This window comes from Pseudoduganella sp. RAF53_2, from assembly GCF_052113985.1.
Lineage (GTDB): Bacteria > Pseudomonadota > Gammaproteobacteria > Burkholderiales > Burkholderiaceae_D > Rugamonas.
The window spans coordinates 1-20,651 of sequence record NZ_JBFRDW010000021.1 but is presented as its reverse complement, the minus strand read 5'-3'; the positions used below and the strand labels follow the sequence as shown (position 1 = coordinate 20,651).

The 20,651-nt window shown below is 64.0% G+C and carries 17 protein-coding genes; 7 read left to right on the top strand and 10 right to left on the bottom strand.

Features of this window, described 5'->3' with window-relative positions; translation table 11 throughout:
• Positions 1-376: 376 nt before the first annotated feature.
• The 8 genes from AB4Z11_RS02590 to hutC all read right to left on the bottom strand — a co-directional run bounded on the left by AB4Z11_RS02590 (position 377) and on the right by hutC (position 11,346).
• Positions 377-1,120 (bottom strand): substrate-binding periplasmic protein, encoded by a 744-nt coding sequence (locus AB4Z11_RS02590; RefSeq protein ID WP_442022635.1) that lies wholly within the window; start codon positions 1,118-1,120, stop codon positions 377-379.
• A 92-nt stretch (positions 1,121-1,212) separates the two neighbouring features.
• The gene (locus AB4Z11_RS02585; protein WP_442022633.1) at positions 1,213-2,925 is read right to left on the bottom strand and encodes an ArnT family glycosyltransferase; all 1,713 of its coding nucleotides are present in this window, start codon (positions 2,923-2,925) and stop codon (positions 1,213-1,215) included.
• A 90-nt stretch (positions 2,926-3,015) separates the two neighbouring features.
• Positions 3,016-3,285, bottom strand: a complete 270-nt coding sequence (locus AB4Z11_RS02580; RefSeq protein ID WP_442022631.1) for a type B 50S ribosomal protein L31 — start codon at positions 3,283-3,285, stop codon at positions 3,016-3,018.
• A gap of 222 nt (positions 3,286-3,507) precedes the next feature.
• Positions 3,508-4,770, bottom strand: coding sequence for a transcription termination factor Rho (rho, locus tag AB4Z11_RS02575; protein ID WP_442022629.1), 1,263 nt, complete (start codon positions 4,768-4,770; stop codon positions 3,508-3,510).
• 138 nt (positions 4,771-4,908) lie between these two features.
• Entirely contained in the window at positions 4,909-5,235 is a 327-nt protein-coding gene (gene trxA / locus AB4Z11_RS02570) for a thioredoxin TrxA (protein ID WP_442022627.1), read from the bottom strand.
• A 201-nt stretch (positions 5,236-5,436) separates the two neighbouring features.
• On the bottom strand, positions 5,437-5,856 hold the full coding sequence (locus AB4Z11_RS02565) for a response regulator (protein ID WP_442022625.1): 420 nt from the start codon (positions 5,854-5,856) through the stop codon (positions 5,437-5,439).
• Positions 5,846-10,468 (bottom strand): PAS domain S-box protein, encoded by a 4,623-nt coding sequence (locus AB4Z11_RS02560; protein WP_442022623.1) that lies wholly within the window; start codon positions 10,466-10,468, stop codon positions 5,846-5,848. Before AB4Z11_RS02560 ends, AB4Z11_RS02565 begins: the two co-directional genes overlap by 11 nt.
• A gap of 143 nt (positions 10,469-10,611) precedes the next feature.
• The gene (gene hutC, locus AB4Z11_RS02555) at positions 10,612-11,346 is read right to left on the bottom strand and encodes a histidine utilization repressor (protein ID WP_442022621.1); all 735 of its coding nucleotides are present in this window, start codon (positions 11,344-11,346) and stop codon (positions 10,612-10,614) included.
• Between the two features lie 130 nt (positions 11,347-11,476).
• On the opposite strand from hutC, the gene ada reads away from it, so the two are divergent.
• Positions 11,477-12,535 carry a bifunctional DNA-binding transcriptional regulator/O6-methylguanine-DNA methyltransferase Ada gene (gene ada, locus AB4Z11_RS02550; protein ID WP_442022619.1) on the top strand — a complete coding sequence of 353 codons (1,059 nt, stop codon included), beginning with the start codon at positions 11,477-11,479 and terminating at the stop codon, positions 12,533-12,535.
• Positions 12,532-13,275: a 2OG-Fe(II) oxygenase gene (locus AB4Z11_RS02545; protein WP_442022617.1), complete on the top strand. Its 744-nt coding sequence runs from the start codon at positions 12,532-12,534 to the stop codon at positions 13,273-13,275. Before ada ends, AB4Z11_RS02545 begins: the two co-directional genes overlap by 4 nt.
• Here AB4Z11_RS02545 and AB4Z11_RS02540 read toward each other — a convergent pair.
• Both AB4Z11_RS02540 and AB4Z11_RS02535 read right to left on the bottom strand, forming a co-directional pair.
• Positions 13,253-13,744, bottom strand: a complete 492-nt coding sequence (locus AB4Z11_RS02540) for a hypothetical protein (protein ID WP_442022615.1) — start codon at positions 13,742-13,744, stop codon at positions 13,253-13,255. The genes AB4Z11_RS02545 and AB4Z11_RS02540 overlap by 23 nt on opposite strands.
• 106 nt (positions 13,745-13,850) lie before the next feature.
• Positions 13,851-14,489: a glutathione S-transferase family protein gene (locus AB4Z11_RS02535; protein WP_442022613.1), complete on the bottom strand. Its 639-nt coding sequence runs from the start codon at positions 14,487-14,489 to the stop codon at positions 13,851-13,853.
• A 73-nt stretch (positions 14,490-14,562) separates the two neighbouring features.
• On the opposite strand from AB4Z11_RS02535, the gene AB4Z11_RS02530 reads away from it, so the two are divergent.
• The 5 genes from AB4Z11_RS02530 to AB4Z11_RS02510 all read left to right on the top strand — a co-directional run.
• Positions 14,563-16,215, top strand: a complete 1,653-nt coding sequence (locus AB4Z11_RS02530) for an amidohydrolase (RefSeq protein WP_442022611.1) — start codon at positions 14,563-14,565, stop codon at positions 16,213-16,215.
• Between the two features lie 161 nt (positions 16,216-16,376).
• Complete coding sequence (gene hutU / locus AB4Z11_RS02525; protein WP_442022609.1) at positions 16,377-18,077, top strand: urocanate hydratase; 1,701 nt, start codon at positions 16,377-16,379, stop codon at positions 18,075-18,077.
• Positions 18,078-18,202: 125 nt separating this feature from the next.
• Positions 18,203-19,747, top strand: coding sequence for a histidine ammonia-lyase (gene hutH / locus AB4Z11_RS02520; RefSeq protein ID WP_442022607.1), 1,545 nt, complete (start codon positions 18,203-18,205; stop codon positions 19,745-19,747).
• Positions 19,748-19,759: 12 nt separating this feature from the next.
• Positions 19,760-20,548, top strand: coding sequence for an N-formylglutamate deformylase (gene hutG, locus AB4Z11_RS02515; RefSeq protein ID WP_442022605.1), 789 nt, complete (start codon positions 19,760-19,762; stop codon positions 20,546-20,548).
• Positions 20,545-20,651 (top strand): hypothetical protein (locus AB4Z11_RS02510; RefSeq protein ID WP_442022637.1); only part of this gene is annotated, 107 nt, incomplete at its 3' end. The genes hutG and AB4Z11_RS02510, both read left to right, overlap by 4 nt.

Sequence of the window (20,651 nt, the reverse complement as noted above, 5' to 3'; positions counted from 1 at the left end):
GGTTCACCAGGCTGGTGATTTCGGAAATATTCTGCGAACGCACCACAGGGCTCGCATCTTGCGCCGGCTCACCGCGCAAGAGGGCGAATGCCACCGCTGCAACCGTCAGCAGGACCAGAGTGATGCGCACCATAGGGTTCTTGAGCGCAAGCTGAAGTTTGTAGAAGTTGAACATGACGTTCCGACCAAAAGCAGATGAAGGAATCGCGCGGGGGATTGGGCGCGGAGAAGGATGAGTGCCGTGTGGCAATGCTCCGTATATAGGGACTATAACGGCGTCCGCAAGCTTTGTGTCTAGTGCGGACAAGAAAAAAATTCGCGCAGCAACAGCTCAAAATGGCATCTATGACAGGCTGTCTACGCAAAACGATAAATACTATTTCCGCTCTGTCCAGTGTTCGTATTTACGCTCCAGTCGGACGAAGCTGCCATCGCGGCGCATGGTGTCGAGCGCCGCGTTCATACGCTCAATCATGGCATCCGGCACGGTGTTGTTGCAAGCCAGGTAGACCTTGACGCGGTTGAATACCAGCACCGGCACGATGTCCGGTGCAAAGCGCGCCAGCACGGTGCTGCCGGTGCGGGCACCGACCGCCCACAGGTCGATGCGGTCGATCATCAGCTTCTTTGGATTGGATGCGTCGTTCGGCACCGGGTCGACATGGAAGCCGCGCGTGCGCAGGTACTCGTCGCGCGCATCGCCGTTGTAAGTGCCGATGCGCATAGCGCGTGCATCTTCAAGGCTATTGATTTGGTATTTACGGTCGGCACGGCCCAGCAGGACCCATTCCGCTTCGTCGGTCGGGCCGACCCACTTGAACTGCTTTTCGCGCTCGGCGGTACGGGAGGTGGAGTAGACGCAGGTGAAGGCGTCGTTCTGCGCCATCATGTAGGCGCGCTTCCAGGGCAGCAGGCCAATCTTGTAGCTGATGCCGGAGCGCTGCAGCATCTCGCGGATCTTTTCGCCTTCGCGGCCGACCACTTCATTGCCGTCCATCATGCTGGCAGGCGGCGTGTATTCGCCCGTGATGTTCAACGGCGGAGCCGCAGGCGCGCTCGCACCCGCTGGCGACACGCTGGTCGCCAGCAAGATTGCGAGTATTGAAATGCTAGTTGCCATGCGTTCCTCAATGATTCCGTCGCGCAATAAAACCGGCGCTGACGGCTCACAGGATAGCAGTACCCCGAAAGGGGCGGCAACACTGTTGCGTATCAGTTTAGGCGGCGATACAGGCGGAAACGCTCGATCTTGTCCGAGGCGCGGCGGCCTTCCCAGAGGAGCTGCCAGTGGTTGCCGGGCGATGCGGGCTGGGCTTTTCCTTTGATGCTAACTTGCAACAAGAGGACCTTGCACTCCCCGCCTTGCACGCCCTGGAAGGGGATATGGCCGAAGAAGGCGAAGGAGGCGCGCTGCGCTGCACCCATATTGCTTTCCACGCAATCTGTACCGGCGGGCAAGGCGGCCGCGGTCTGCTGCGCCACCGTCGCATAGCTCTTGCTGTAGTTCAGATTGGGCAGGAACAAGGTCATCAGCAAGATCCAGGTCAGGATCAGGCCGCCTGCGGACAGCACCACGGCGCGCCACAGCACCGTCGGGCGGCGCGAGATGCGCCAGTGCACCAGGATGAACCAGCCGGCGGTGGCGCACAGAGCGACCAGGAAGGCGCCCAGGTTGAGTTCCGGCACGAAGCCGGGAATCAGCTTCAGGACGTTGTGGGCGGGCTGGCGCGGCCAGCCGGTCAGCTGGGCGTACCAGAACAGCCAGATCACAACCGCGCACACGGTCAGCACCATCACGCTGAACCAGTCGATGGCGTTGATGGCGCCGCGCTTCATGGTCAGCAGGCCAAAGGCGGCCATGATGGCCAGCGGCGGCAGCAGCATCAGCAACTGGCCCTGTTCGGGATTAGGATGCAGCAGCACCAGCAGGGTGGCCACGGTCACAAAGGTGGCGGGCACCACGATGTGCAGAAGGTGGCGCTGGCGGCGCCAGGCCCACAGCGCCCACAGGGCAAACGGCCAGGCCGGCCAGAAGAACCACATGCCCACACGCAGGAAGGAGCGCAGGGATTCGCCCAGGTCGGGGTTCAGCTGGGCCAGATTCCATTCCATCCAGCCCGCCAGCGGAGCGTGGCCGTAGGGCTGGGTCATCAGGGCAGGCAGCAGCCAGGGCAGGGTGACGGCAAACGCCACCACGGCGGAAAACGACAGGTCGCGCAGGGAGCGTCCGGCCGGCAGGGCCAGGAAGCGGGTGCAGGCAAGCAGGGCGCCGATCACGAACACCGGCACCACCCAGCCGCGCGCCAGGGTCATCAGGCCCAGGGCCAGGCCGACCAGGGCGGCATTGCGCAGCGAGGGCAGCTCCATATAACGCACGGAACGGTACAGGGTGAGCGCCAGCAGGGCCGTCATCAGCGGCTCGGAGGTGGTCTCGTGGCTGTGCACCAGCAGGCCCAGGCTGCCGAGGTAGATCAGGACGGCGGCATCGGCCAGGGTGCGGCCGAAATCGTCCGGCTCGGGCTGGCCGCCAAAGGCCAGGCGCAGGGGCTGGGCTTCCGGACGGCGGCCCAGATTGAAGGTGGCAAACCACAGGGACAGCACGCCCAGCAGGAACACGCCAATCGTGGCCACGCGCGCGCCCAGCACGTCGCCCAGCAGCCAGCCGGTCAGCTTGATGCCGAGGGCGCCGAACCAGAAGGCCAGCGGGCCTTCGTCCGGCACCGGCAGGCCGGCGATATTCGGCAGCAGCCAGTCCTGCCAGGTGCCGTGCGCCATGGTCCACATGATGCCGAAGCTGGCCGCATCGTCGTTCTTCCACGGCTCGCGCCCGATCAGACCCGGCAGGATGTACAGCATGCCAAGGGCGAAAATCGCCCAGCGGGGCAGGGTGCGGGTGGCAGAGGCGGGAAGACGGACTGGCTTCATCGGTCAGGCTTATTCTTTTGAAAGCTGGAGTATGACGGTTAAAAAGAAAAAAGGCAGCCGCAGCTGCCTTTTTTTTCGGTGCGACGCGGATTAGGCGTTGGCAACGGAAGTCTTGGAACCGACTTTGCCGAACTTCTGACGGAACTTTTCCACGCGACCGGCGGTGTCGACGATCTTGTGCTGGCCGGTGAAGAATGGGTGGGATTCGGACGAAACCTCGATCTTGACCAGCGGGTACTCTTTACCTTCGTGGGTAGCGGTTTCGCGCGTCTGGATGGTCGAACGGGTGACGAATTTGAAGTCGCAGGACAGGTCGTGGAACAGGACTTCGCGGTATTCTGGGTGGCCTTCAGCTTTCATGCTTTTCTCTCAATGTTTGGTAGCCAAACGGCACTTCGGCGGCCTGTACTGCTTCTTGGCCCGATTGCTGTCCACTTGCCAGGGTTTAAATGAACCGGGGATTATACACGAAAACCCACGGCAAAAGCGGGTGGCAGGCACGAGGTGCCTGCCACCCGTCCCACGGCGCCGGCCAGGTGGCTGCCACGCAGTGGCCGCCACCTGGGGGGGCGCCGTGGGTTTTTAGCCACCCCGACGCATCATGTCGAAGAACTCGACGTTGGTCTTGGTCGCCTTCATCTTGTCGAGGATGAACTCCATCGCTTCGATYTCGTCCATCGAGTACAGCAGCTTGCGCAGAATCCAGATCTTCTGCAGCTGGTCGGCCTTGATCAGCAGTTCCTCGCGGCGGGTGCCGGACTTGTTCAGGTTGATCGACGGATAGACACGCTTCTCGGCCAGGCGGCGCTCCAGGTGCACTTCCATATTGCCGGTACCCTTGAACTCTTCGTAGATCACGTCGTCCATGCGGGAGCCGGTTTCGATCAGGGCGGTCGCGACGATGGTCAGCGAGCCGCCTTCTTCCACATTTCGCGCGGCGCCGAAGAAACGCTTCGGACGCTGCAGGGCGTTGGCGTCCACACCGCCGGTCAGCACCTTGCCGGAGGCAGGGATCACGGTGTTGTAGGCGCGCGCCAGACGGGTAATGGAGTCCAGCAGGATCACAACGTCCTTCTTCATTTCCACCAGGCGCTTGGYTTTTTCCAGCACCATCTCGGCGACCTGCACGTGGCGGGTGGCCGGTTCGTCGAAGGTCGATGCCACCACTTCGCCGCGCACGGAGCGCTGCATCTCGGTCACTTCCTCAGGACGTTCGTCGATCAGCAGCACGATCAGGGTCACGTCCGGGTGGTTGGCCGTGATGGCGTGCGCGATGTGCTGCAGCATGACGGACTTACCGGACTTCGGCGACGCCACCAGCAGGCCGCGCTGGCCTTTGCCGATCGGGGCGATCAGGTCGATGATACGGCCGGTGATGTTCTCGGCGCCGTTCATATCGCGTTCCAGGCGCAGCGGCTCATTCGGGTGCAGCGGCGTCAGGTTCTCAAACAGGATGCGGTGCTTGGAGGCTTCCGGCGATTCGCCGTTGACCTTGTCTACCTTGACCAGGGCGAAATAGCGTTCGCCGTCTTTCGGGGTGCGCACCTCGCCTTCGATCGAATCGCCGGTGTGCAGATTGAAGCGGCGGATCTGGGACGGGGAGATGTAGATGTCGTCGGTGGACGCCATATACGAGGCGTCGGGCGAGCGCAGGAAGCCGAAGCCGTCCGGCAGCACTTCCAGGGCGCCGTCGCCGAAGATCTGTTCGCCCGCTTTCGCGCGCTTTTTCAGAATAGCGAACATCAGCTCCTGCTTGCGCAGGCGGGCCGCATTGTCGATATCCAGGCTAATGGCCATTTCCAGCAGCGCCGAAACGTGCATGGCCTTGAGTTCAGATAGATGCATAAATGTTTGAGTGTCCCGCGACGGGAAAGTAAAGGTAGGGGAGGGAACTGCGTGGATAAAAATTATTAAAGAGGAAAGGTTTTTGGGCCTTTCCCCGCCGTTCAGGCGGTACTGCGGGCGCAGTGCCGCCTATCTTACTTAAATATTGCTGTCGATGAAAGAGGTCAGCTGGCCTTTTGCCATTGCGCCGACTTTTTGTGCAGCAGGAACGCCATTTTTGAACAGGATCAGGGTCGGAATACCACGGATGCCGAATTTGCCCGGCACTTGCTGGTTGCTGTCCACGTCCAGTTTGGCGACGGTCAGTTTGCCGTCATATTCCTTGGCCACTTCTTCCAGAATCGGGGCGATGCTCTTGCAAGGACCGCACCATTCGGCCCAGAAGTCCACCAGCACTGGGCGGTCGGCTTTCAGCACGTCCGCTTCGAACGATGCATCGGTAATGTGTTTGATATTGTCGCTCATGTTTGTCCTCAAATATAAGTTCGCCCGGGATTACCCCTAGCCTTCATCTCCCATCTGGAGATGAACTGCACTAATTCAATATTGGGAATGTCAAGAGGGAATCAGGGCGGGAATGGAACAAATAATAACCTATTTTTTTAAATTGTGTGGGCGCCAGAGGAAATGGAGACGAAACACATTTCACGCGCAGCGGTAAATGCGTTACGTCCCCATTTCCCGGCGCGCCGAGGCCTGGGCCAGCAGGTCGGCCAGCACGRCGGACGGCACCGGTTTGCGGCAGGCGCCGAGGATGCTCAGGCCCTGGGCCGAGGCCAGGGTTTCGGCGGCTTTCAGGATGCCGTTGTCCATCCCCGACAGCAGAATCACGCTGCCGCCGAAGCGGCTGTCGGCCGCCAGGCGCAGAAACTCGATGCCGTCCATGTCGGGCATGGACAGGTCGCACACCAGCAAATCCGGCCGGTATTGCGGCAGGGTCTTCAGCGCGGCGCGTGCATCGCTCTCGCTGCGCACATTGAGCTGGCCCAGGTCTTCCAGCATGTCGGCCAGCAGGGACAGCATGAACGGGTCGTCGTCCAGCAGCAGGATGCGCAGGGGCGTGGTCGGGGTGCTATCAGTCGTCATCGGCAAAGGTGGTGTTATTCATGATGTATTCGCTGACCCTGGCCAGCAGCGGCCAGAGTTGCGCCAGCAGGGTACGCGCCTGGGCCAGTTCGGCCTCGGTGCCGGCGCCAGCCAGCACTTCCAGCTGCTCGCACAGATCGGCCATGCCGTGCGCGCCCACGGCGCGTGCCGAGGATTTGATGCGGTGGCCCAGTTCGCGCAGTTTCTGTACCTCGCCCTCCGCCAGCGCGGTTTCCATCTCGTTGAAGCCCGCCTCCGTGGTTTGCAGGAACTTGAAGGCGAACTTGCGGATCTTGTCCGGGTGATAGCCAAGTAACTGGGCCAGCACCGATAAGTCGATCACCGCCGGATCGCCCGCCAGGGTCGGGCGGAAGCCATGCGACTTGCGCGCCGGCGGCGGGGGCGGTGCATCGGCGCCGCGCTCCGGCAGCCAGCTGGCGATGGTCCGGTACATCAGGGCCGGCTGGATCGGCTTGGTAATGAAATCGTCCATGCCCGCTTCCAGGCAGCGCGCGCGGTCTTCGTTGGTGGCGGTGGCGGTCATGGCCAGCACGCGCGTTTCGGCCAGCTCGGGATCGGAGCGGATGCGGCGCGTCGCTTCCAGGCCGTCCATCAACGGCATCTGCACGTCCATCAGCACGCAGTCGAAGGAAGTCTGGTGCAGCAGGTCGAGCGCTTCGGCGCCGTTATTGGCCAGACAGACCGAGGACCCGGCTTCCTCCAGCATTTCCATGGCGATCTGCTGGTTGAAGGTATTGTCTTCCACCAGCAGGATGCGGGCATCCTTCAGCGCGCCCATCACGGTGGCGGTGCGGGTGGAGGCCAGCAGTTCGGCCGCGGCATCGCGCACCTGGCTGATGATCTCCGGCACCTGGCGCTGCGAAATGCCGAGGCGGGCCGTGAACCAGAAAGTGCTGCCCTGGCCGGGCGCGCTGTCCACGCCGACCTCGCCGCCCATCAGTTGCGCCAGCTGCTTGCAGATAGCCAGGCCAAGRCCGGTGCCGCCGTACTCGCGCGTGGTGGAGGTGTCGGCCTGCTGGAAGGACTGGAACAGCTTGCCCTGCTCGTCGTCCGACAGGCCGATGCCGTGGTCGCGCACTTCAAAGCGCAGCAGGCATTGGCTGTCGTCGGCCAGCACCTTGCGGATCTTGATTTCAATGGCGCCGTTCTCGCTGAACTTGATGGCGTTGTTGGCGTAGTTGATCAGCACCTGGCCCAGGCGCAGCGGGTCGCCGCGCAGCACTTTCGGCAGGTGCTCGTCGACGTCGAACTGCAAGGTCAGGCCCTTGCTGCTGGCCTTGGGCGCGACCACCGTGTTCAGGGTTTGCAGCACATACTCGATGGCGAAATCGACCTGTTCGATTTCCAGCTTGCCCGCTTCGATCTTGGAGAAGTCGAGAATGTCGTCAATGATGCGCAGCAAATGCTCGCCGGCGAAGCGGATCTTTTCCAGATAATCGCGCTGGCGCGGGTCGAGCTCCGTCTTCAGCGCCAGGTAGGCCATGCCGATCACGCCATTCATCGGCGTGCGGATCTCGTGGCTCATATTGGCCAGGAACTGGCCCTTGGCCTGGCTGGCTTCCTCGGCGATCTTGCGCGCCTCCTCCAGCTGGGCGGTGCGCTGGGCCACACGTTCTTCCAGGTGTTCGTTCAGTTCGCGCAGGGCGTGCTCGGCGTGCTTGCTTTCCGAGATGTCGAGGCACATGCAGATCAGGTAGGCGGGCTGGCCCTGCTCGTCGTACACCGGCTTCTTGAAAGTGCGCAGCTGGCGCTGTTCGCCCAGCGCCGGGTTCCACACGCTTTCCTCGTAATCGATCTGCGCCCGGCTGGTGAAGGCCTCCAGGTCGCGGGCGCGGAAGGCCGACACGTCCTCCGGCGCATGCAGGGCGCTGTAATCGCCTTCGTTGAGTTCTTCGAAGCGGTAGCCGAACAGCTGCTCGCTGGCGGGGTTCATCAGGATCATGCGGCTGGACGCGTCCTTGATGAACAGGCCGATCGGCAGCATCTTGATGATTTCCTGCAGGCGCTGCTCGCCACGCCGCAAGGCGTCTTCGCTGCGCTTGCGGTAGCTGATGTCGGTCAGGCTGGCCACCACCATCAGGCTGGCGCCCTGTTCGTCGCGCATCGGCTCCGCGTTGACCGACAGCCAGCTGATGCTGCCGTCGGCCTGCGGCACGCCCATCACCACTTCGCGCACCGACTGGCCGCTGGACAAAGCCTGCTGCACCGGGTGTTCCAGCGCGGAATAGGCGCTGCCGTCTTCGTGGCGGCCGGGCCATTGCGGCGCCCCGCGCGCGGCGGCACGTCCCAGCAGGCGGGCGGCGGCGGCATTCGATTCCAGCACGCTGCCCGCGCTATCCAGCACCACCAGGCCATTGGTGACGGCGTTGAAGACGGACGCCAGGCGCTGACTGGAGTGGCGCAGCGCCAGCTCGGCCAGGCGGCGGTCGGTGATGTCGGTGACCATGGCCAGCGTGCCGGCGTAGGAGCCGTTGTCGGCATTGATCTGGGTGGCCGACAGCAGGCCCCACAAGGTGGCGTGGTCCTTGCGGTGGAAGCGCACGTCGGCCTGTTCCGGCAGGCCGACGTGCTGCTGCAGATAACTCAGGCGGGTGTGCGATTCCGGGTCCATGAAGTCGCGCATGGGACGGCCCAGCATCTCTTCCGGCTCGTAGCCCAGCATGCGCGCCATGGTGGGGTTGACGAAGCTGGTCTTGTCCTCGGCGTCCGTCATCCAGATGCCTTCCGCGGCGGTCTGCACGATCAGGCGGTAGCGCTCGGAGCTGGCGTGCAGGGCTTCCTCGGCGCGCTGGCGCTGGGTCATATCGCGCACCGACAGCACGGACAGGCCCTGGCCCGCCATCTGCATCGGCGACAGGTGYACCATGGCGGGGAAGTAGCTGCCGTCGTTGCGGCGCGCGGTCAGTACCCGGCCCGGCATCTGCGGCCGCGAGAACAGTTCGCGCGCGCGGCCAGGCGCCCCGCGCATCACGTCCGGCACCAGCAATTCCATCGACAGGCCCGTCATCTGGCCCGGCTCGTAGGCGAAGCATTGCTCGCAGGCGGCGTTGGCCTGGTGCACGCGGCCATTGCGGTCGGCCACCAGCACGGCGCCCGGCAGCGCTTCCAGCACGGCGGCCAGGCGCGCTTCCTCGGCCCGCACGCGGTAGGAAATATCGCCCATGGTGCCGGAAATGCGCAGGGGGCGGCCGGCCGCATCGCGCGCCAGCACCATGCCGCGCGCCAGCACCCATTTCCAGCTGCCGTCGCGGCACGCCATGCGGAATTCCATGAAGAAGGGGCCGGGCGCAGCGGCCGGATCGTCCAGCGCGGCGGTGTCGTCCAGCACGCGCTGGCGGTCGTCCGGGTGCACGTGCTGCGCCCATTCTTCGACATCGGCGGGCGCCAGCTCGCCCGGCTGGTAGCCCAGGATGTCGCAGTAGCGCGGCGACAGGTGCAGGATCTTTTTGACCGGCTGCCAGTCCCACAAGCCTTCGCCCGAGCCTTCCAGCGCAAAGCTGGCAATGCGCTCGGCATCGTCGACCCGGTCTTCGGCGCCGCGCAGGGCGCGCGTCAGCTTGCGCAGGCGCCAGGCGGCCAGCAGGCACAGTACGATGGCGGCCAGCGCCACGCCGTACTGCCAGGCGGGTGTGCTGTCGTTGGCGCGGTAGAGGAAACCGTCCAGCTTGAAGCCGGCCGGCAGCATGCCCAGGCTGGCGTAGGTATCGGCAATGGCTTGCCAGCGGATCGGGTTGCTGTAACCCAGCTCGATCAAATGCTGTTCCAGCAGGGGTACGGTTTGCGCCGCTTCGAACATCAGCTGTTCGCGCGAGGCGCGGCCGGGATAGCGGGCGCGGATCAGGTCGGCAATTTCTCCCGGATGCGCCATGGCGTAGCGCCAGCCGCGCAGGGTGGCGGCGCGCATGGCGCGGGCGCGTTCGGGATGCTCGCGCAGCTCGCTCTCGGTGGTAAACAGGATGTCGCCGTAGAAGTCGAGGCCGGAGTTGCGCGGGCTGATCAGGTCATAGCGGAAATTGGCGCGGTCCAGCACGAAGGGCGCGTCCGTGGTGTAGACCGACATGGCGTCCACCTTGCCCAGCAGCAGATCGTCGTAGCTCATGCTGTGGGCGCGGATGTCCAGCTTTTCCAGCGCCACGCCTTCGCGCCGCAGCCAGGCCAGGGCTTCGTCGTTATTGGCGCCCACCATGATGCGCGCCTGGGTCCAAGGCATGCGCTTGCCGTCTGCCGTGCGCCGCACCGCCAGGGCATTGGGCGAGTGCTGGAAGATGGAGGCCAGCACCACCACCGGCTGGCCCGCGGCGCGCCGCATCAGCAAGCCGCTGGAGCCGATGCCGTATTGCGCCTTGCCGTCCACCACGGCCTGCACCGGATCGACGCCAGGCTGGGCTTCGCGCAGGGTGACGTCCAGGCCGGCGTCGCGGTAATAGCCTTTATCCTGCGCGGCGTAGTAGCCGGCGAACTGGAATTGGTGTTGCCATTTGAGCTGCAGGGTGACGTGTTCGGCACCCGGCGCGGCACCCGCGCAGGCGAGCAGCAGCACGGCCAGCAGGCGGCGGACAGGACGCAATGTTGGGCAACGGCGTGGCAACAAGGGCTTACCTTTCTGGCTGTGTGCGGTCAACTATAGCATCGATAATTTGCCGCGGAAAATTTCCTTTGGACAGTCCTGGAAAAGTAAATTGATTCCCTTTAAAGGTGTCGTAAATTTAACACTGAGGTCGTGAAGAGTGAAATTCAGGCCGCCGCGCCGGGGGCAAAACTGCCGGTGAATTGATAGCGGTGGCCGGGGTGCCACATAGTAGCAATGGAAGCGATTTTGCCGGCCGACTGGGTCTGGCGTTTCAACACCAGGCAGGGCTGGCGCGCGTCCATGGCCAGCATGTCGGCAATGTCACGCGGCGGCATCAGCGCTTCCACACTGTAGCTTGCGCCCTGCAAGGGAGCTGCGGCCATCAGGTATTCATTCGGCGTGGTGTGGGCGAAATCCTGCTCCATGTAGTCCGGCGCGCACTGCGGATTGACCCAGCGGTCTTCGACCTGGATCGGCACCCYGTTTTCGAAGTGGACGATAATGGAGTGGAACAGCACATGGCCGGCCGGCAGGTCGAACTGCTTGGCCAGCAGCTCGCTGGCCTTGGCGCGCTCCAGTTGCTGCAGGCTGGAACGGTGGGCGTGGCCGCGTGCCCGCACCTCGTCGGCAATGCTCTTGATTTCGAGCAGGGTGGCCTGATATTTTTGCTGGGCGACAAAGGTGCCGGAACCCTGGCGCCGCGTCAGCACCGCTTCGGAGGTCAGCTCGCGCACGGCGCGGTTGACGGTCATGCGCGACACGCCAAATTGCTTGACCAGCGCCTGTTCGGAAGGGATGACATCGCCTTCTTTCCAGTGTCCGGCGGCAATTTGCGCCATCAGGTAATCCTTGATGCGCTGAAAGATGGGAGTATTGTCTTGATGTTGTGGCTCGTCCAAACCTGTCTCCGGGCGTATATGCCTTGCGATTCTAGCATCGGGGTGGCCGAATTCAAAAGCAAGAGCCGGAGTGTGGTCCGGCGCCCGGCTGCCTAAGATGGCCACATCGCAACCCATTCGGAGCAAGGCAATGAGCAAGTCCAAATTCCAGAACGACGAAGCGCGCTGGAGCGCGGTGCAAAAGCGCGACGGCGAGGCCGATGGCCAGTTCTTCTATTCCGTGCGCACCACCGGCGTGTATYGCCGTCCTTCCTGCGGCGCGCGCCCGGCCCTGCGCGCCAACGTGGCCTTCCACCTGACCACGGCCGATGCCGAGGCGGCCGGCTTCCGCGCCTGCAAACGCTGCAAGCCGGACCAGCCGCCGCTGGCCGAGCGCCACGCGGCCATGGTGGCCGAACTATGCCGCCTGATCGATACTGCCGAGGCTGAGCCGGATCTGGCCACCTTGGCCGAACAGGCAGGCATGAGCCGCTTCCACTTCCACCGCATCTTCAAGTCCGTGACCGGCCTGACGCCGAAAGCTTACGCCTCGGCTTCACGCAAGAAGCGCATGCAGGTGGGACTGGCGGCAGAGAGTTCGGTGACGGATGCGATCTACGCGGCAGGCTTCAATTCGTCCGGCCGTTTCTACGCCGCCACGCCAGGCGCCCTGGGCATGACGCCGTCGGCCTATCGCGCGGGCGGTTCGGGCGCGCGCATCCGTTTTGCGATCGCTGAATGTTCACTGGGCGCCATCCTGGTGGCCAGCACGGAAAAGGGTATTTGCTGCATCCTGATGGGCGACGATCCGGAAGCCCTGGCGCGCGACCTGCAAGACCGCTTCCCGAACGCGGAGCTGGTCGGCGCCGAGCCCGAGTACGACAAGCTGGTGGCGCAAGTGATCGGCTTTGTCGAGGCGCCCGAGATCGGCCTCGACCTGCCGCTCGACGTGCGCGGCACAGCTTTCCAGCAGCGCGTGTGGCAGGCCTTGCGCGAGATTCCGGCGGGCCGCACGGTGACCTACAGCGAACTGGCCGACATCGTCGGCGCCCCGCGCGGCGCCCGCGCAGTCGCCGGTGCCTGCGCCGCCAATGCGATCGCCGTGGCCATCCCCTGCCACCGCGTCGTGCGCAACGACGGTTCCATCTCCGGCTACCGCTGGGGCGTCGAACGCAAGCAAGCCCTGCTCGAACGCGAAGGCTCGAAATGACCCGCGCCATCTCCCCGGTGCCTGCCACCCTGGTGGCTGGCACCAGCCGTTCATCGGTTTTCGACTGGCCGTACATCGAGTCCGACCTCGACACCTACGGCTGCGCCGTAGTCCGCGGCGTGCTGTCAGCAGAAGAATGCACCGTGCTGGCCGCCGGCTACCGCGAGCCCGACCTGTTCCGTAGCCGCGTCGTCATGGAGCGCCACGGTTTCGGACGCGGCGAATACCAATACTTCCGCTATCCCTTACCCGACCTGATCGCCGAGCTGCGCGAGCAAATGTATGCCCCGCTGGCGCGCATCGCCAACCGCTGGTACGAAGCCATGGATCTCGTCCCGCGCTTTCCGTCGCAGCACGCCGACTTCCTGCGCCGCTGCCACGAAGCGGGCCAGACACGCCCGACGCCGCTGCTGCTGCAATACGGCGCCGGCGACTACAACTGCCTGCACCAGGACCTGTACGGCGACCATGTCTTCCCCCTGCAGGCGGCCTTCCTGCTCTCCCAGCCGGGACGCGATTTTGAAGGCGGTGAGTTGGTCCTCACCGAACAACGCCCGCGCATGCAGTCGCGCGCCGAAGTCGTGCCTCTGGAGCAGGGCGACTGCGTCATCTTCCCGGTCTTCCACCGGCCCGTGAACGGCACCCGCGGTACCTATCGCGTCAACATGCGCCACGGCGTCAGCCGCCTCCGCGCCGGCCACCGCCACACCCTCGGCATCATCTTCCACGACGCGCCCTGATTTCACGCCGCATCAGCAGGTTTTCCACTGTTTCGGATAAGGCGGATGCTTCGCGCGGTGCCTGCGCCGGCCAGCTCCTTCGGGACCGCGTGGGCACGAGCCGCCTGGAGCGCCGTGGGATCGTCTTCGGCCGCTTCGGCTCTTGCGGCGATTGCCCGGCCGGCGCTTCGTCGCCAAGCAATCGCGCTATCGCCCCTTTCCGCGCCGACCGGCATACATCGGCGAGCAGCCGTTCGTCACTGYCCGGCAGGCAGATCCAGATGGCATTCCACGCATTGCGATTGCCGCTGCCTTGCAGGTTCGCAAAGCGCGACGGCAACATCGCCTGTTCGCCATGTTTGATCTCTTCGCCTTCAACCCTGGCGAAATAACTGCGCCCGCCGAAGCGGGCGCGCAGACCGACCAGAAATTGCCGGTGAATTCGCCCAGCGATTCCAGTAAATCGGAAGGCACGCGATTCAGGCGGCACGATTCAGTTCCCGGAATCCTAAAAAATCCCGCGAAATATCGACGATCAGTGTGAAGTAGTAGCGCTTATCGCGTTTTAGTAAAAACCGGTTTTCGGGAACCCTGTCTCACGGCAGCTCGCCGGATGAGTAAGGATCGATGGAATAAGGGTAGTGCTGTTCCAGGAAGCCTTCCTGCGCACGCACGCGCTCGATCCACGCGGTCACATGCGTGAACTCGTGCAATGGCAGTCCCGCTTCGTCGGCGCGATGCGTGTAAGCGAACAGCGAGATATCCGCGATGGTGTAATCGTTTCCGCAGATGAATGGCCGCGAAGCCAGTTCGTGATCGAGGATCGCGAGCGCCTTCAGGCCACCCGCGCGGCGCATCTCGACCAGCGCGGCCGGACGGCGCGCAACCTTGCCGGTCATAACCCAATGCCGCAAGGACGCAATGGCCAGCACATAGTCCTGCTCAAACGACATCCACTGCTGCACCTTGGCCAGCCCGAACGCATCGGAAGGCAAATAGCGTGTGCCGTAGGCGAGATAGGTAAGAATCGCATTGGACTCCGCCAGCACGCGCCCATCATCGAGCAACAGCGCCGGCACCGCRCCAGACGGGTTCACCGCCAGGAATTCGGGCCGCTGTCCGGCCCCTTCAAAGATACTCACCAGCTCAGTCTGATACGGCAACTGCAGGTGATTAAGAAGCAGACGCACCTTGTAGGCGTTCTGCGAGGGGAGGTAATCAAATAAGGTCATCATAGTGACACCATTGGACCACTCCAGGAAAACCGCTACACTCCAATTCTTGCTATCGAATTCGGAGACAACAACAATGCAGATTCGCCGCACCCTGATCGTCGCCGCCGCCGCCGCGCTGGCCGCCACAGCCGCCCACGCCGGCACCGTCATCGAAAACGCCAACGGCTACACGCTCAATGCCAAAAACCAGCTGGTGCGCTTCACGGCCTTGGCCTTCGACGACAACGGACGCATCGTCGCCGTCGGCAATGCAAAGGACGTGGCAAAGAAAGCGATGGGCTACAAGCGCATCGACCTGCAAGGCAAGACCGTACTGCCCGGCCTGATCGACGCGCACGGCCATGTCTTCGGCCTGGGCAGCATCGCCACCTCGGCCATGTTGTACGGCACCAGCTCTCTGCAAAATGCATTGGATACTATCGGCAAATTCGCCAAGGACAATCCGCAGCGCAGCTGGGTGATCGGCAATGGCTGGAACCAGGAGATCTGGAAACTGGGCCGCTTCCCGACCGCCGCCGAACTCGATAGCGTGGTGGCCGACCGTCCGGCGGTCATGCACCGCGTAGACGGCCACGCCATGTGGGTCAACACCAAGGCCCTCGAACTGGCCGGCATCACCAAAGACTCCAAAGACCCAGCCGGCGGCAAGATCGATCGCGACGCCAACGGCAATGCCACTGGCCTGCTGGTCGATAACGCCATGGAGTACATCGAAAAAGTGCTGCCGCCGCCAACCGAAGCGGAAGCGCGGGGCATCCTGGATGGCGCACTGCGTGCGCTGTCCAGCGTCGGCCTTACCAGCGTGCATGACGCAGGCATTGACGCCAAATCCGATTACCTGTTCCGCGACTACGCCGATCACGGCAAGCTGACCACGCGCGTCTACGCCATGATCATGGATACCGGCGCCGACTTCGACAAGCTGTCGAAAAACGGCCCGCTGAAATCCTATGCCGACGACCACTACGCGCTGGCGGCCGTGAAGCTGGTGAGCGACGGTGCGCTGGGCAGCCGCGGCGCGGCCCTGATCAAACCCTACAGCGACGACCCGCACACGCGCGGCCTGCTGTTCTACGCCGACGGCGACGTGCAACAGAAAATCGCCAAGGCCATGAAGGCGGGCTACCAGGTCAATGTGCATGCCATCGGCGACGCCAGCAACAAGCAGATCCTGGACGCTTTCGCCAAGGACGGCGCCAAGCCGGAGCAGCGCAACCGCATCGAGCATGCGCAGGTGGTGCAGCTGGAAGACATCCCGCGTTTCAAGCAGCTTGGCATCGTGCCGTCCATGCAGCCGACCCACGCCACCTCCGACCAGAATATGGCCGAGCAGCGCGTGGGCCATGAGCGCATCAAGGGCGCTTATGCATGGCGCAGCTTCCTGAAGCAGGGCTCGCGCATCGCCTGCGGCTCGGACTTCCCGATCGAGTCGCCGAATCCGTTTGCCGGCATCCACTCCGCTGTGACGCGGCAGGACATGTCCGGCACGCCGAACGGGGGCTGGTACAAGGAGCAGGCCATGGCCCTGCAGGAAGCTTTCCGCTGCTTCACCCTGGACGCAGCCTGGGCCGCGCATCAGGAAAAAGCCATCGGCTCGCTGGAGCAGGGCAAATGGGCCGATTTCATTATCACGGATAAGGATCTGTTCACCGTGCCGGCCACCGAGATTGGCAAAATCGGCGTGCTGGAGACCTGGGTTGGCGGCCAGCAGGTCTACAGAAAATGAGAAAACCCAAGGCGTAACCCAGGTGGCTGCCACATCGTGGCAGCCACCCGTTTTATGCCGGTGGTTCTAAAAAAATAACGGTTGACTAGGTTGTCTATACAACTTATCCTGTGAAGATCGGCGGGGCTATTGCGCCCGCCATCCACCCATGAGGAGATGACATGAGCAACCTGGAAAATGATCCCCGCTTCGACGCCACCCGCGAAATCCGTGCCCCGCGCGGCGCGGAGCGCGTGTGCAAGACCTGGGGCGCGGAAGCCGCCTACCGCATGATCCAGAACAATCTGGACAAGGAAGTGGCCGAAAACCCCAAGCACCTGGTGGTGTACGGCGGCATCGGCCGCGCGGCGCGCAACTGGGAATGCTATGACCAGATCCTCGCATCGCTCAAGAAGCTGGAAGCCAACGAAACCCTGCTGATCCAGTCGGGCAAACCGGTCGGCGTGTTCCAGACCCATGAAGATGCGCCGCGCGTGCTGCTGGCGAACTCCAACCTGGTGCCGAAATGGGGCAACTGGGAGCACTTCAATGAGCTGGACCGCAAGGGCCTGTTCATGTACGGCCAGATGACGGCCGGCAGCTGGATTTACATCGGCACCCAGGGCATCGTGCAGGGCACATACGAAACCTTTGCCGAAGCGGGCCGCCAGCACTTCGGCGGCGACATGAAGGGACGCTGGATTCTGACCGCAGGCCTGGGTGGCATGGGCGGCGCGCAGCCGCTGGCCGCCACTTTCGCCGGCGCCGTGTCGCTGAATATCGAGTGCCAGCAATCGTCTATCGACTTCCGCCTGCGTACCCGCTACCTGGACAAGCAGGCCGCCAATATCGACGAAGCGCTGGAAATGATCCGCTTCCACACGGAGCGCGGCGACGCCATCTCCGTCGGTCTGCTGGGCAACGCGGCCGAAGTGCTGCCGGAACTGGTGAAGCGCGCGCAAGCCGGCGGCATGGTGCCGGACCTGGTCACCGACCAGACCTCGGCGCATGACCTGATCAACGGCTACCTGCCGCGCGGCTGGAGCGTGACCGACTGGAAGGCGGCGCAACAGGACGAGAAACGCCACGCGCAGCTCAAGGCTGCCGCCGCCGATTCCTGCGCCGCCCACGTGCAAGCCATGCTGGCCTTCCAGCAGCTGGGCGCCAAGGTGGTCGACTACGGCAACAATATCCGCCAGGTGGCTTACGATCAGGGCGTGMAGAACGCSTTCGATTTCCCGGGCTTCGTGCCGGCCTATATCCGYCCGCWGTTCTGCSRWGGCMRRGGSCCGTTCCGCTGGGTGGCGCTSTCSGGCGAYCCGGAAGACATCTACAAGACCGACGCCAARRTCAARGAACTGTTCCCGCACCACGCCAACGTGCATCGCTGGCTGGATATGGCACGCGAACGTATCGCCTTCCAGGGCCTGCCGGCGCGCATCTGCTGGCTGGGCCTGGGCGAGCGCCATATCGCTGGTCTGGCCTTCAATGAGATGGTGAAGAACGGCGAACTGAAGGCGCCGATCGTGATCGGCCGCGACCACCTGGATACCGGCTCCGTCGCTTCGCCTAACCGCGAAACGGAAGGCATGCGCGACGGCACCGATGCGGTGTCCGACTGGCCGCTGCTGAATGCCATGCTGAACACGGCCGGCGGCGCGACCTGGGTGTCACTGCACCACGGCGGCGGCGTGGGCATGGGCTATTCGCAGCACGCGGGCGTGGTGATTGTGGCCGACGGCACCGACGCCGCCGCCAAGCGCCTGGCGCGCGTGCTGGTCAACGACAGCGGCTCCGGCGTGATGCGCCATGCGGACGCCGGCTACGAGACTGCCATCGCCTGCGCCAAGCGCAATGGCCTGAACCTGCCAATGATTAAATAAAACCCACGGCGCAAACCAGGTGGCTGCCACGGCGTGGCAGCCACCAGCTTCACGCCTTTGGTTTATCAGCTTCAAACCTTTGGTTCACCAGCTTCACGCCTTTGGTTCTAACGAGAGATCGACACATGACGCAAACCCTGACCCTCAAGCCCGGCAAGATCGCGCTGACCGACCTGCGCGGCGCCTGGACCGCCCACGGCAAAATCGCCCTGGCCGCCGAAGCCTACCCGGCCATCGAAGCCTCCTGCAAAGCCGTGCAGGACATCGTCGCAAAAGGCGATGCCGCCTACGGCATCAATACCGGTTTCGGCCTGCTGGCCAAGACCCGCATCCCGGACGACAAGCTGGAACAGCTGCAGCGCAACCTGATCCTGTCGCACTCCGTCGGCACCGGCGACCTGATGGCCGACCACGTGGTGCGCCTGCTGATGCTGACCAAGATCGGCAGCCTGGCGCGCGGCTTTTCCGGCATCCGCCCGATCGTGATCGACACCCTGATCGCCCTGTACAACGCCAACATCATGCCCGCCATCCCGGTCAAGGGTTCGGTTGGCGCATCCGGCGACCTGGCCCCGCTGTCGCATATGACCCTGGCCATTCTGGGCGTCGGCCCGGTGCGCATGAACGGTGAGCTGATGCAGGCTGCCGACGCGCTGAAAGCCGCCGGCATCACGCCGGTGGTGCTGGCCGCGAAAGAAGGCCTGGCCCTGATCAACGGCACGCAGGCATCGACCGCGCTGGCGCTGCATGGCTTGTTCATGACCGAACGCCTGCTGGAAGCGGGCATGGTGACCGGCTCCCTGTCGCTGGACGCCGCCAAGGGTTCCGATTCGCCGTTCGACGCGCGCATCCACGAAGTGCGCGGCCAGCCGGGCCAGATCGCAGCTGCCGCCATCTACCGCCAGCTGGTGTCGAACAGCGCCATCCGCGCTTCGCACCTGGTGGGCGACGAGCGCGTGCAGGACCCGTACTGCCTGCGCTGCCAGCCGCAAGTCATGGGCGCATGCATGGACCTGATCAACAACGCTGGCCGCACCCTGCTGATCGAAGCCAATGCCGTCACCGACAATCCGCTGCTGTTCCAGAACGCGGACGGTCCGTTTGTCGCCAGTGGCGGCAACTTCCACGCCGAGCCGGTGGCCTTCGCGGCCGATACGCTGGCCCTGGCCATCGCGGAAATCGGCAGCATTTCCGAGCGCCGCATTTCCTTGCTGATCGACGCCACCTTGTCCGGCCTGCCGCCATTCCTGGTGCGCGATCCGGGCGTGAATTCCGGCTTCATGATCGCCCACGTCACCGCCGCTGCGCTGGCGTCCGAAAACAAATCGCACGCCCATCCGGCCAGCGTGGATACCATCCCGACTTCCGCCAACCAGGAAGACCACGTGTCCATGGCAACCTTCGCGGCGCGCCGTCTCGACGAAATGGCGCACAATACGGCTGCCATCCTCGGCATCGAACTGCTGGCCGCGGCGCAGGGCATCGATTTCCACCGCCCGCTGAAGACGTCGCCGCAGTTGGAACACGTGCATGCGCAGCTGCGCGCGCAAGTGCCGTTCTTCGACGCCGACCGCTTCTTCGCGCCGGATATCGAGGCAGCGAAGCAGATGGTGCTGAAGGGCGAATTGAGCGCCACCTGCAAGAACCTGTTCACGGCGCTGCATCCGTAAGGAGGGAAGGGCATGGACTATCACTTCAAGGCAGGCAGCATTCCGCTGCTGGTGTCGATGCCGCATGTGGGCACCGAGATCCCGGACGACATCGCGGCCACCATGTCGCCCGCCGCTACCGAGCGCGCGGACACCGACTGGCACCTCGTCCAGCTCTACGGCTTTTTGCAGGAGATGGGCGCGTCCACGCTGTCGGCGCGCTGGTCGCGCTATGTGATTGACCTGAACCGCCCGCCTGAGAACACCAATCTGTATCCCGGCCGGGACACCACCGGCCTGTGCCCGCTCGATACCTTCCACCGCGAGCCGCTTTACCTCGCGGGCAAGCAGCCCACCGAGGCCGAAGTGCAGCGCCGCCTCGCGGCATACTGGCAGCCCTATCACACCCAGCTGCAGGAAGAGCTGGACCGTCTGCTCACGGAGCACGGCAAGGTCGTGCTGTGGGACGCCCACTCCATCGCTTCGGTAGTGCCGCGCTTCTTCGAAGGCAAGCTGCCGGACCTGAACTTCGGCACGGCCGATGGCGTGAGCTGCGATCCCGCGCTGACCAAGGCCATCACAGAAGCGGCCAGCCTTGACGGCAATTACACCATCGCCGTCAACGGCCGCTTCAAGGGCGGCCATATCACGCGCTTCTACGCCAGGCCGGAGCAGGGCGTGCACACCATTCAGCTGGAGATGTGCCAGTCCACTTATATGGACGAAACGGCGCCCTTCGGCTACCGCGACGACCTGGCTGCCCAGGTACAGCCGCTGCTGCGCCGGCTGGTGGGCATCGCTGCCGATTGGGCGAAGAAATGAAGGCGCTGTTCGCCCGCCACGCCCTGCTGCCGGAAGGCTGGCGCAGGGACGTCCTGCTGCAATGGGACGATCGCGGCAACTTGACGGCCGTGCAGCCAAACGC